The following is a 12787-nucleotide window of genomic DNA, read 5'->3' on the forward strand; positions in this document are numbered from 1 at the left end:
TCGTGGAGAGTATTTCCGGTATCCCCTCTCCATCGGAGATGGGGGCAGGGGGTGAGGCGAATGGGCGAACGACTACCCCACCACCCGCGCCCCCGTGGTGCCCACCGGCCCCACGTACACGTTGCATTCAATTTTCAGTTCCGTGAATACGCTGCCCATGGCCGTGCCCACGGCCTGCGCCGTTGCCTCCGTCCGGTTCAGCATAAAAATCGACGGCCCCGAGCCCGAGATGCCACCGCCAATGGCCCCCAACGCCAGCGCCCGCGCCCGCGCCTCGGCCAGGCCGGGAATGAGCGGCAGCCGCGCCGGCTCCACAATGTAGTCGTCGAGCGAGCGGCCGATAAGGTCGTAATCCGCCATCATAAAGCCGGCTACCAGTCCGGCCACGTTGGCCCACTGGCGCACGGCCAGGCCCAGCGGCACGGTGGCCGGCAGCACCTTGCGCGAGTCGCTGGTTTTCAGCTCAATCTGCGGATGCACCACGGCCACCCACAGTGGCGGCGCGGGCAAGGCAATAATATCAATGGCCGGCTCCAAGGCCCGCACCACCGTGAAGCCGCCGAAAATGGCCGGCGCGATGTTATCGGCGTGGCGTGCTCCGGAGGCTACGGCCTCCCCTTCCATCGCAAAATCCACGAGCTGCATTTTTGTAAAGCGGTTGCCCAGCAGGGCATTAGCAGCCACCACCGCGCCGGCGGCGCTGGCGGCGCTGCTGCCCACGCCGCTGCCCGGCTTGATGCCTTTGGTGATTTCCATGTCGAAGCCCACAGCTTCCGGCACTTCTTTTAGCAGCGCCAGTAGGGCCACACCGGCCACGTTGTGCAGCGGGTCGGTGGGCAGGTTATAGGGGTCGAGATGCTGGATGCGGACGCCCGGCGTGGCGCTGCGCGTGAGGCGAATGGTATCGTAGGGCGCGGCCAACGACAGGCCAAATACATCGAAACCACAGCCAAGGTTGGAGAGCGTGGCAGGGGAATGAACGAGAACGGAATCAGGCATTATGTTGAATTAACAATTAAGAATTAGGAATGCCCGGCACCCTTCATCACCCAATTGTTAATTGTTAACTGTTAACTGTTAACTGTTAATTAAATCAAAGCCTTGCGGCGCGGATAATGTCTGCAAACACCCCCGAGGCCGTGACCTCCGCTCCCGCCCCGGCGCCCTTCACCACCAGCGGCTGGTCGACGTAGCGGTCGGTGTAAAACAGCACCACGTTGTCCTTGCCGCGCAGGTCGTATAAATCATGCCCGGGCGCTACCTGCTGGAGGCCCACGGCGGCGTGGCCATCGGCGTAGCGGGCCACGAATTTCAGGCGCTTGCCGGCCGCCGAAGCCGCCTCATACAGCGCCTTGAAGTGGCTTTCGTGCGCCGCCATCTGGGTATAGAAAGCTTCCACGTCGCCTTCGAGACAGGCCGGCGGCAGGAAAGTTTCGATTTCAATATCCGCCATTTCCATTACCTGGCCGGCCTCCCGGGCGAGGATGAGGATTTTGCGGGCTACGTCCGAGCCGCTCAGGTCAAGGCGCGGGTCGGGCTCAGTGTAGCCTTCGGTCTGGGCCTGGCGCACCACGTCGGCAAAGGGCCGGGTACCGTCGTAGTTATTGAACACAAAGTTGAGCGTGCCCGAAAGCACGGCCTCCATGCGCCGCACCACGTCGCCGCTGCGCGTGAGGTCGTTCAACGTGCCGATAATGGGCAGGGCCGCGCCCACGTTGGTTTCAAACAAGTAGCTGGCGTTGAACTCCTTCGACAGGATTTTGAGGCGGGCGTAGTGCGCGTAGTCCGACGAGGCGGCCACTTTATTACAAGCCACGATGGCCACGCTCTTGGCAAGCAAATCGGCGTAGATGCCGGCGGCGGCCGGGTTGGCTGTCACATCCACGAAGATGGAGTTGCGCAGGTTGCGGGCAATGATAAGCTGGGTAAACTCGGCCAGCGTCTGGGCCGGGGCCTGGGCCAGCTCTTCGGGCCAAGCCGTGAGGTCGAGGCCGTTTTCATCCACCAGGCAGTGGCGGCTGTTGGCAATGGCCACCACGCGCACCTGCAAGCCCAGCTTTTCGAGTAGGTGTGCCTGTTGCCGCGCCAGCTGCTCCAGCAATTTGCTGCCCACGTTGCCCGGCCCGAGAATAAACAAGTTCACCTGCTTCTTGGTAGACTCAAAAAAGGCTTCGTGCAGCACGTTGATGGCCTTGCGCACATCAGCAGCCCGAATTACGGTCGAAATATTCTTCTCCGAAGCGCCCTGCGCAATGGCCCGGATGTTCACCCCATTCTGCCCCAGTGCCCCAAACAGCTTGCCGCTGATGCCGGGGTGATTTTTCATGTTCTCGCCCACTAGCGCCACAATGGCGAGGTCCCGCTCGGGCCGCAGCGGCTCGATGCGGCCGGCCGCGATTTCCGTGGCAAACTCCTCATCCACGGCCACCTGGGCCGGCGCGGCATCCGGCGTGTTCACGCCCACGCAAATAGAATGCTCGGAAGAGCTTTGGGTAATGAGAATCACGTTGATGCGCTCCCGGGCCAGCGCCTCAAACAGCCGCTTCGAGAAGCCGGGGATGCCCACCATGCCGCTGCCTTCCAGGTTCAGCAGAGTCAGGTTGCCGATGCTGGAAATGCCCTGCACCACGGCCGGCGTGCGTGGCGGCTCCACTTCCACCAGCGTGCCGTAATCGTCGGGCGCGAAAGTGTTTTTAATCCAGAGCGGAATTCCGCGCTGCATGACGGGCTGAATAGTAGGCGGATAAAGCACCTTCGCCCCAAAGTGCGATAGCTCCATAGCCTCCTGATACGAAATGTGCGCAATGGGCCGGGCGCTGCGCACGAGGCGCGGGTCGGCGGTCATCATGCCGCTCACGTCGGTCCAGATTTCGAGCTTTTCCGCATCCAGCGCGGCGGCCAGAATCGCCGCCGTGTAGTCGGAGCCGCCGCGGCCCAGCGTGGTGGTGGTGCCGTGGGCATCGGCGGCGATGAAGCCGGGCACGACCCAGATTTTCGCCGGGTTTTGGGACTTGAAATCAGCCACTTGCTTTTGAGTCGTGGCCATATCCACTTCGGCCATTCCGAAGTGGGAATTGGTGCGAATGAGCTGCCGGGCATCGGCCCATACGGCATCCAGACCTTGCGCCTGCGCAGTCGCGGCAATCAGTTGCGACGACAGCAGCTCGCCGTAGCTCATCAGCCGGTCAAGGGTGCGTTTAGATAGTTCACCAAGAGCAGAAATGCCTTTGTAAATATTGATTATCTCAACGAATTGATTACTTAAATCGCCAATTTCTTCCATTGGCGTATCAGGCAATAGCTGATACGCTGCGTCTCCATGCCGCTGCAGTATATCGGTTAGCATCTTATTAACGTCGATGTCTCGCAGACTGCCGCCAGTCGCAGCGGTTCGCCCTACGTTAATCAGCGCATCGGTGGTCCCACCCAGCGCCGACACGACCATTACAACTGGCCCGCGCTCAGCAGCCGTGGCTACAATGGCCAGCGACTTGCGGATATTCTCGGCGGAGGCCACCGACGTGCCTCCAAATTTCAACACTTGCATTGCAGTTTCTGGTTAGTGAAGTTGCGGTGCCGCTTGGGTGGGAAGTGCGAAACCAGAAGAGTTTGAAAGCTTGAGCGGAAACGCCCAAGGGCGTAAAAAAACTGTTTGGTAGGGTAAGAACCGGGCCGGAATAGCCTTGCTACTCCATTGCCCGGCCCCGGCCACACCCAAACAGACAGGCGCAATGTAGGGCGCGGCACGGCCATTTCCCGCATCCATTCTGCGGTTTATTCGGGGTACCGGCCCGCCGATGGGCTTCTCCCGTCAAATCCCGCGAACCAACGTGCTGAATAGCGGTGTTTAGAATCCGTATCTTTGCACACTATCTGATTATTTCCCGAACACCCGATGCTCGATAAACTAGAAGCCATCAACCAGCGCTACGAAAACGTCAACGATGAGCTGATGCAGCCCGACGTGATGTCGGACCTGAAGCGCTACAAATCCCTGAACAAGGAATACAAGGACCTGGGCAAGATTGTGACGCAGTACCGCAACTACCAGCAGGTGCTCAGCAACATCGAAAATGCCCGCGAAGTCGTGGCCACCGAAAAAGACCAGGACTTCCGCGAAATGGCCAAGGCTGAGCTCGATGAGCTGATGCCCGAGCAGGAGCGCCTCGAAGTGCTCATCAAAGACCTGCTGCTGCCCAAGGACCCGAATGACTCCAAGGACGTCATCATGGAAATCCGGGCCGGCGCGGGCGGCGACGAAGCCGCCCTGTTTGCCGGCGATTTGCAGCGCATGTACATGCGCTTCGCCGAAAAGCAGAACTGGAAAATGGAGCTCATCGACGCCATGGAAGGCACCGCCGGCGGCTACAAGGAAATCATCGTGGCCGTGCGCGGCGAGGATGTGTACGGCAAGCTCAAGTTTGAAAGTGGCGTGCACCGCGTGCAGCGCGTGCCGGCCACCGAAACCCAGGGCCGTATTCACACCAGCGTGGCCTCCATCGTGGTTATTCCCGAAGTCGAAGAGTTCGACATCGAGCTGAACATGGGCGATATCCGCAAGGACTATTTCTGCTCCAGCGGCCCCGGCGGCCAGTCCGTAAACACCACGTACTCGGCCGTGCGCCTCACCCATTTGCCCTCCGGCCTCGTGGCCCAGTGCCAGGACCAGAAATCGCAACTCAAAAACTTCGATAAAGCCCTTGCCGTACTCCGCTCCCGCGTGTACGACATGGAGCTAGCCAAGAAGAACGAAGCCGACGGCTTAGTGCGCAAAAGCATGATTGGCGGTGGCGACCGTTCCGATAAAATCCGCACCTACAACTACCCCCAGGGCCGCGTCACCGACCACCGCATCGGCTACACGGTGTATAACCTGGCCAGCGTGATGGAAGGCAACGTCGACGACTTCGTAGAGCAGCTCCGCATTGCCGAAAGCGCCGAGCGCCTGCAGGAAGGCGTGACGAAATAAGTGGAAGCAGGAAGTGAGGAGCGGGAACTGCCCCAACGACCAACTCCCCTCCTTACCAAGGAGGGGAGTTTTTGCGAAGCAAAGACGGGGGTGATTGGGGGCGTTGAACGACTGATGTTGAACAATACCGTCCTTCACACTCGCACTTCCTTAAACATACTCATTTCCCAACGCCCAGCGTTCAACGCCCCCAACCACCCCAGCGCCCGCTTCGCGGCCGCGTCCCCTCCTTGGTAAGGAGGGGAGTTGACCGCCCAACGCCTTCTATGCGCCACCTCTTCCCGCTGTTTCTGGTCCTGAGCTGCCTGCTCACCTTCCTACCCGGCTGCGAGCCGAAGGAAGACTTGGTGCAAACATCCGGTAGCCTGGCATTTGCCACCGACACGGTGAAGTTTGACACGGTATTCACCACCATCCAGACGGTGACGAAGCGCCTGTGGGTGTACAACCGCAACAGCGGCGCGGTGAAAACCGACGTGAGCCTGGCCGGCAGGCTGGGTTCCACGTACTCGCTGATTATCAATGGCGATGCCGGCGCCACCATCAGCGGCATTACCATCCGGGGCAACGACAGCCTGCTGGTGCTGGTGCGCGCCGTGCTCGGCGACAACGGCAAGGACAAGCCCTTTCTGCTGGAAGACCAAGTGAATTTCCGCACCAACGGCAACGAGCAGAACGTGAAGGTGGTGGCCTTCGGGCAAAATGCCTATTTCCACCGCGCCGATTATGTCACCACCAGCACTACCTGGCGCACCGACAAGCCCCACGTCATCATCAATGCCAACCGGGTGCTGACGCCGGGCCAAGCTCCCGTTTCATTCGGGGTGCTGGTGGGCCAGGGAGTCACGCTGACTATTCCCAAAGGTGCCCGCATTTACGCCCACGCCGGCTCCTATCTGCAGGTGAACGGCACGCTGCGGGTGAACGACGACTTCGTGCCCGGCTCCGGCGCGACCGATACCGTGAAGGCTACCAACGCCAACATCGTGCGCTTCCAGGGCGACCGGCTGGAGCCGTTCTACGGCGACATTCCCAGCCAGTGGGGCGGCATTATTTTCAGCAGCACCAGCCGCAACAACAGCATTCGCTACACCGAAATCAAGAACGCCACTTTCGGCGCGCTGCTCTATAACCGCGACGGCCTGACGCCCCACCCCACCCTGGCCCTGAATAACACCGTTTTTCGCAATATCTCGGGGTCGAATGTGTCATTTGCCAATGCAAACCCCGGTACCGGCGGCGGCGTCATCAGCTATTCCGGCGATGTGGCGGCCACCAACTGCCTCTTCACCAACTGCGGCGAATATGCGATGGTGGGCATCGGCGGCTCCTACGATTTGAACTTCTGCACCATTGCCAACTACACGCCGGCCTTTCGGCGCGAAACGTCCTCCCTCACGTTCACCAACGTAGACGACGCCCTGAAATCCCCGCCAAAACTGCCAACTAGTGTCACCATTCGCAATTCCATCGTGTGGGGCTCTTTTGAGGACGAGTTGTATTTGCAGAACAACGGCGACCCCACGTTTACGTTCAGCATCCTGAATTCGCTGCTGCGTACCAAGGAGTACGGCGCTGCTTCGGACGCTACCGGCACCCCCGGTCTGGCCTTTCCCACCCGCTTCAATATCGTCAACATCGACCCGCTGTTTGTCCGCACGTCGCTCAGCAGCAGCCGGCCCGATTACACCCTGCAAGCCACCTCGCCGGCTACCGCGCCCCGCCGCGCCAAAGCCATTGGCTCTACCACGCCCCCTCGCGACCTCATCAACCTGCCGCGCAACCTGACATTCCCCAGCCTGGGGGCCTACGAGCACAAGTAAGCGCCGTTGAATCAGGTTATTCTAGCCGTAGCGCGAACTTTGTAGTTCGCGTCCCCGCGCCGCTAAAAGCCGTTCGAATGGCACGAAAACGCGAACTACAGAGTTCGCGCTACTATCCGGCCCGATGCACCACCCTGGAAACTACTCCACCCGCCCGGCCGCCGAATAGTGCAGCGTGTCGAACAGCACCAGCTTCTGGGTTCCCACCACTTTGTAGGTGCGCAGCTGGCCGTTTTCCAGCTGCACGCGCAGCTGCTTTTGCGCCGAAAACAGCGGGTTGTTCTGGATAATGGTAGCCGCGATTTCCTGCGGTACCGCGCCTTGCTGCACCACTGTCAGGCTGGCCACGGGCGCGTTGGGCTGGCCCGGCCGGCGCGTGTAGGTGCGGCGCAGGCGTCCATCGGGAAGCGCCACCGAGTCGACGGCATAGGCCCCGCGCAGGGCGGCTTTGTTGATATCAGCCTGGAAGAAAATCTGGAGCTCGTCATTCCATTTCACGGCGGGCACGCGCACAGTTTCGGGCGCGTTGCCGCGCAGGCTTACGTGCTTGGTCACGGCCGCATGGCGCTTCTCCAGCTGCGCTACCTGCTGCGTGAGCAGGCCTTTCACATCGAAGTACAGCGGCTGGCGGGCAGCGGGCGCGGCCGGGCCGGCATCGCCACAGCCGGCCAGCAGCACTACGCCCGTAGCCCACCCGCCTATTACCAGGCCGCGCTTACGCATTCGCAGGAGTGTTGGGCCGCAGCATGCTCAGGCCCGTCATCTCGGCCGGCTTGGGCACGCCCATCAGCTCCAGAATGGTGGGAGCCAGGTCGCCGAGCTTGCCATCGGCCAGGGTGCCGTGGTAGTCGCTGTCGGCCAGAATGCAGGGCACCAGGTTGGTGGTGTGGGCGGTGTTGGGCGAGCCGTCGGCGTTGCGCATGAACTCGGCATTGCCGTGGTCGGCAATGATGATGCTGGCGTAGCCGGCCTCCAGGGCCGCTTCTACCACGGCGCGGGCGCAGGCATCGGTCGTTTCCACGGCTTTCACCACGGCCTCGAACACGCCGGTGTGGCCCACCATGTCGGGGTTGGCGAAGTTCAGCACCACGAAATCGGCCGACTTGGCCTGCAGCTCCGGTATCAGGGCGTCGCGCAGCTCGGCGGCGCTCATCTCGGGCTGCAGGTCGTAGGTCGCCACTTTGGGCGAGGCCCGCAGGATTCGCGTTTCGCCGGCAAATTCATTCTCCCGGCCACCCGAGAAAAAGAACGTGACGTGCGGATACTTCTCGGTTTCGGCAATGCGAATCTGGGTTTTGCCGTGCGCAGCCAGCACTTCACCCAGCGTGTTGTTCAGGTTGTCCTTCTCAAAAATGGGCGTCACGCCCACAAAGGTGTCGTCGTAGTTGGTGAGGGTGAGATAATGCAGGTTGAGGCGCTGCATCTGGAAGGCGTTCATGTCCTGCTGTGTCAGCACTTCCGTGATTTCGCGGCCCCGGTCGGTGCGGAAGTTGAAGCACAGCACCACGTCGCCGTCCTCAATGGTGGCCAGCGGCTGGCCATCGGCCCCGGTCTTCACGATGGGCTTCAGGAACTCATCCGTCACGCCGTCCTTGTACTGCTCCTGAATGGTTTGAATCAAGTTTTGCGAGGGCGTGCCGATGCCGTTCACCAGCAAGTCGTAGGCCACCTTCACGCGCTCCCAGCGGCGGTCGCGGTCCATGGCGTAGTAGCGGCCCACCACCGAGGCGATTTTGGCCCCGCTGCGCACTATCGACTCTTCCAGCTCATTCACGAAACGCACACCACTCTTGGGGTCGGTGTCGCGGCCATCGGTGAAGGCGTGCACGAACACGCGCCGTACACCCGCCTCGTGGGCAACGGTGCAGAGCGCCTTCACATGGTCGATGTGCGAATGCACGCCGCCATCAGAAAGCAAACCAATCAGATGCAGGGGCTTATCATTGGCAATGGCATACTCAAAGGCTTTTACCAGCGCGGGCATCTGGCCCAGCTTGCGCTCCCGGATGGACTTGCCGATGCGTACCAGCTCCTGGTTCACCACGCGGCCGGCCCCGATGTTCATATGGCCCACTTCGGAGTTGCCCATCTGCCCCTCGGGCAGGCCCACGGCTTCGCCCGAGGCTTGCAGCGTGCTGTGCGGGAAGCGTTGCAACAGCTCGTGAAAGAACGGCGTACTAGCCGCATCTACTGCCGAAACTGCCGTATTCGGGGCAATGCCCCACCCATCGAGAATTACCAATAATACCTGCTTACTCATGCTGCAAAGATACGGCGGCCCTGCGCCTCTGGTTGAAATATTCTACCTTCGCACCCGCTTTAAGTCCGGTTATTTTTCGGTCATTCCGCAACCAGCTCAACGCCACCCAGCACTTACTGGCACCATTTTCGCTTGACTCTCTCTGCGTATGACGCACTTACTACCGCTATAATGAAACGCTATTTAATTAGGACTCTATTCATCGGATGGTTGTTCCTGCTCGGCTCTGTGGCGGCTCACGCGCAGGCCGATAACCTCGGAGCCGTTCGGTCAGCGTTGCGCAACGGGTCTTCCCGCGAGCTGTCGCAATATTTTGCCGCTACCGTTGAAATTGGTTTCGATGGCGACAAGCAGGGGTACAACGCTACGCAGGCCGAAATTGTCATCAAAGATTTTTTCGGCAAAAATGCTCCCAGCAGCTTCGAGTTTATTCATCAGGGCGAAAGCCAGGAGCACATTCAGTACGCCATTGGCCGCTATGCGGGCCGCAACGGCACCTACCGCGTCTTTGTGAAGCTCAAGCCCTCGCGCGGCGCACCGGTGATTGACACGCTGGATTTCACGAAAGAATAAGCTGAGCCCCAACCCCCACAGGTTGGGGCTTTTTTGTGAGCTTTCGCCACCGCCGCAAGGGCCGTACCTTTGCGCCGTGCAAACTATCTCTGCTCCCTATTCCTATCTCACGCCCGAGGCGCTGACCACCTTCATCCGCACGGCTTTGGCCGAGGATGTGGGCGACGGTGACCATTCGGCCCTGGCTTCCATTCCGGCCGCCGCGCGCAACCGCGCCCACTTGCTGGTGAAGGGCGAAGGCATGCTGGCCGGCATGGCCCTAGCCCCGCTCATTTTTGCGGAAGTAGATACCTCGCTGACGATGACGCCCCTACTCGCCGACGGCGACCTGGTGAAGCACGGCGACATCGCCTTCACCGTGGAAGGCCCGGCCCGCAGCATCCTCACCGCCGAGCGCCTGGTGCTCAACTGCATGCAGCGTATGAGCGGCATTGCCACCTACACCGCGCACCTCAATACGCTGCTGGCCGGCACTCATGCCCGGCTGCTCGACACGCGCAAGACCACGCCCAATTTCCGCCTCTGCGAAAAGTGGGCCGTGCTGATTGGCGGCGGCGTGAACCACCGCTACGGCCTGTTCGACATGATTATTCTCAAGGATAACCACGTCGATTACGCGGGCGGCATTGCGCAGGCCATTGCGGCCACGCACGCCTACCTCACGCAAACCGGCCGGCAGCTGCCCATCGAAATCGAAACCCGCTCGCTCGATGAAGTGCAGCAGGCGCTGGACGCGGGCAGCATCGACCGCATTATGCTCGACAACATGCCCCCCGAGCAGCTGCGTGAAGCCGTGGAGCTCATCGCCGGCCGCTTTCCCACGGAAGCCAGCGGCGGCATCACCGAAAAAACCATTGCCGAAGTGGCCCGCACCGGGGTCGACTACATTTCGGTGGGGGCCCTCACGCACTCCGTCAAAAGCCTGGATTTGAGCCTGAAAGCATATTAAAAAGAATGTGAAGAATGTGCGGATGTGGAAATGTGCTGCACTGTAGACCATTCCACCTCTTTGCAGCCGATACATTCTCACATTTCAACACATCACTACATTTTCACATTACTCCCGTGAACCAACCAAATCAACGCGGCGGCGGCGGCGGCTTCCGCCAGTCCCAGCAGGCTCCGTCGCTGGCCATTCGCACCAAGAAAACCCAGCTCACCACCGACACCTACACCAAGATGGTGATGGGCGAAGTGTGGAAAAAAGACTGGGTGTACGCCCTCATTCCGTTTGCGCTGGGGCTGCTGCCGGCCATTTTTGTGCACTCCTGGTGGTGGATTGTGCTGGCCGTGGTGCTCACCATCCTGTTCGTGCTGTTCCGCTCGGCGCAGGTAACGGGCGTGACCCAGATGGAGCAGAGCAAGCCCCTGTTTGAGCGCATGGCGTTTGAGATAGACAACAAGCAGCTGTTGCTGCGCGTGGGCCCCGACAAAGAAGGCAAAGCCATGCAGCTGACCTGGGACATGATTGGCCGCGTGCGCCGCGATGTTGATGCGTACGTATTGTACCTCAAGCCCGGCACGCCGCCGGAGGGCATAGCTGCCTGGCGCCTGTGGCTGGCGCGCACGTTCGATGTGCCGGTGTTTTTACATTTGCCTTTCAAAATTTTCAACGCCGATAACGACCGTCGATTGTTTGAATCGATGTTGCGCCGCAAAAACCTGTTGCCAGCCGAGGCCGGCGCAGCTACCGTATAAATTCCAACCCCTGCTAATTTTACTTCGATGAAATTGACCTCCACCCTGTTGCTGGCCGTTTCCGCCGCTACTTTGGCCCTTACCTCCTGCAGCAGCGAGCCCTCCGACTGGCGCCCCGACGAAAAAGTATCGGTCGACCTGGTAGCCCCCGGCACCCGCGATACCGAAAACTTTGACAAATCGGTGCCGAACGCCTCCATCGAAAACGCCGATTCGCCGCTCATCAAGGCCGCTAAAGGCGAAACCGCAGAGAATGCCGATGCACATCCGGCGGCCGAGGCGGCCATGTCGGCCAACGCTGAGGAAGGCATGCGCAAGCGCGGTAAAATGAACGACGCCGGCAAATCGGGCCAGGCAGATACGGCCGATAACGGCCACCAAATCCAGCGCTAAGGCGCGCGGCTCATTAGGTTATTCTCGTTTGGGTGGCAGCTTTGCCCGCTGGCTGGCGGTAGCAGAGCTGCCGCTTTGCGTCTTTTCAGAATGAAGAATGAGGAATGAAGAATGAAGAATTGACGCCTTGGCCGTCGGTCTTTCATTCTTCATTCCTCATTCTTCATTCCTCATTTTTTCTGTATGGGGTTTGCAATTTTTCTGCTGCTGCTCACCGTGCTGGGCGCGGGCGCGGCGGCGGCTTGGGTGCCGGTGGCGCGGAGCGGGCAGTGGCTGAAGCCGCTGCTGGCCTTCAGCGGGGCGTATTTGTTCACGCTCACGGTCACGCATATTCTGCCCGAAGCGCTGCAGCTGCTGCCCGAGCACCCCACGCGGGTGGGCTACTGGGTGCTGGCGGGCTTTTTTGGGCAGCTGCTGCTGGAGGTGCTCTCGCAGGGCGTGGAGCACGGGCACGTACACGCCGAAACCGGCCATGGGCACGACGCAGTGGGCCGGGTGCCTTTTCTACTGCTGGCGGCACTGGTAGTGCACTCGTTTCTGGAAGGCAGCATTCTGGTGCACACGCCGGAAGTGGGCGATATCAGCCGGAATTTCTACGCCATTGTGGTGGGCGTGGCGCTGCACCACATGCCGGCGGCCTTTGCGCTGGCCACGCTGCTGCGGCTGCGGCTGGGCAGCTTCCGGCGGGTGTGGCCGGGCCTGCTGATTTTCGCGCTGGCCTCGCCAATCGGCATCATTTTCAGCAACTACGTGGTGCTGGCGCAGCTGCTGAGCAGCGGCTGGTACGCGGCGCTGCTGGGCCTGGTGGCAGGCAATTTCCTGCACGTTTCGACCACCATCCTGTTTGAAACCAGCCCCGAGCATCGCCTCAACTGGCCCAAGATGGCCGCAACGCTGTCGGGGCTGCTGCTGGCGCTGGCCGTAGCGTGAGCGACGCTGTAGGCTGGAGTCGGGTCCTATTATAGTTTCGCTTTTACGTGCTATAACCGGTCGTTTGTAGTATGTAAAAGCCCCCTTGTCTTATTTAAATCACCGTTTGGCTGAACTAGTTTGGGCACCATCTCCGCGTTG

Annotated in this window: 11 protein-coding genes; 7 read left to right on the forward strand and 4 right to left on the reverse strand. The window is 60.6% G+C overall.

Translation table 11 applies throughout. The features are described 5' to 3' along the window. Positions 1-72: 72 nt before the first annotated feature. Both KQ661_RS01750 and thrA read right to left on the reverse strand, forming a co-directional pair. Positions 73-999, reverse strand: coding sequence for a homoserine kinase (locus KQ661_RS01750; protein ID WP_216685507.1), 927 nt, complete (start codon positions 997-999; stop codon positions 73-75). A 94-nt stretch (positions 1000-1093) separates the two neighbouring features. Then, on the reverse strand, positions 1094-3547 hold the full coding sequence (thrA, locus tag KQ661_RS01755) for a bifunctional aspartate kinase/homoserine dehydrogenase I (RefSeq protein WP_216679065.1): 2454 nt from the start codon (positions 3545-3547) through the stop codon (positions 1094-1096). Between the two features lie 348 nt (positions 3548-3895). Between thrA and prfA the strand changes: the two genes are divergently transcribed. Beyond that, on the forward strand, positions 3896-4969 hold the full coding sequence (gene prfA / locus KQ661_RS01760; protein ID WP_216679066.1) for a peptide chain release factor 1: 1074 nt from the start codon (positions 3896-3898) through the stop codon (positions 4967-4969). 266 nt (positions 4970-5235) lie between these two features. Further along, positions 5236-6792 (forward strand): hypothetical protein, encoded by a 1557-nt coding sequence (locus tag KQ661_RS01765; RefSeq protein ID WP_216679067.1) that lies wholly within the window; start codon positions 5236-5238, stop codon positions 6790-6792. A 141-nt stretch (positions 6793-6933) separates the two neighbouring features. On the opposite strand, the gene KQ661_RS01770 is transcribed toward KQ661_RS01765, so the two are convergent. Together KQ661_RS01770 and gpmI are read right to left on the reverse strand one after the other, a co-directional pair. Beyond that, complete coding sequence (locus tag KQ661_RS01770) at positions 6934-7515, reverse strand: hypothetical protein (protein ID WP_216679068.1); 582 nt, start codon at positions 7513-7515, stop codon at positions 6934-6936. Beyond that, positions 7508-9052 (reverse strand): 2,3-bisphosphoglycerate-independent phosphoglycerate mutase, encoded by a 1545-nt coding sequence (gpmI, locus tag KQ661_RS01775; protein ID WP_216679069.1) that lies wholly within the window; start codon positions 9050-9052, stop codon positions 7508-7510. The genes KQ661_RS01770 and gpmI overlap by 8 nt, the downstream gene beginning before the upstream one ends. A 210-nt stretch (positions 9053-9262) precedes the next feature. On the opposite strand from gpmI, the gene KQ661_RS01780 reads away from it, so the two are divergent. From KQ661_RS01780 to KQ661_RS01800, 5 genes are all read left to right on the forward strand, one after another. Continuing rightward, positions 9263-9625, forward strand: a complete 363-nt coding sequence (locus KQ661_RS01780; RefSeq protein WP_216685508.1) for a DUF4783 domain-containing protein — start codon at positions 9263-9265, stop codon at positions 9623-9625. A gap of 76 nt (positions 9626-9701) precedes the next feature. Continuing rightward, positions 9702-10574: a carboxylating nicotinate-nucleotide diphosphorylase gene (nadC, locus tag KQ661_RS01785; RefSeq protein ID WP_394369604.1), complete on the forward strand. Its 873-nt coding sequence runs from the start codon at positions 9702-9704 to the stop codon at positions 10572-10574. 116 nt (positions 10575-10690) lie between these two features. After that, the gene (locus KQ661_RS01790; protein WP_216679070.1) at positions 10691-11323 is read left to right on the forward strand and encodes a hypothetical protein; all 633 of its coding nucleotides are present in this window, start codon (positions 10691-10693) and stop codon (positions 11321-11323) included. A 27-nt stretch (positions 11324-11350) separates the two neighbouring features. Beyond that, on the forward strand, positions 11351-11716 hold the full coding sequence (locus KQ661_RS01795) for a hypothetical protein (protein ID WP_216679071.1): 366 nt from the start codon (positions 11351-11353) through the stop codon (positions 11714-11716). A gap of 183 nt (positions 11717-11899) precedes the next feature. Next, complete coding sequence (locus KQ661_RS01800; protein ID WP_216679072.1) at positions 11900-12646, forward strand: ZIP family metal transporter; 747 nt, start codon at positions 11900-11902, stop codon at positions 12644-12646. Positions 12647-12787 lie beyond the last annotated feature (141 nt).

This window comes from Hymenobacter siberiensis (genome assembly GCF_018967845.1).
In the GTDB taxonomy this organism is placed as follows: Bacteria; Bacteroidota; Bacteroidia; order Cytophagales; family Hymenobacteraceae; genus Hymenobacter; species Hymenobacter siberiensis.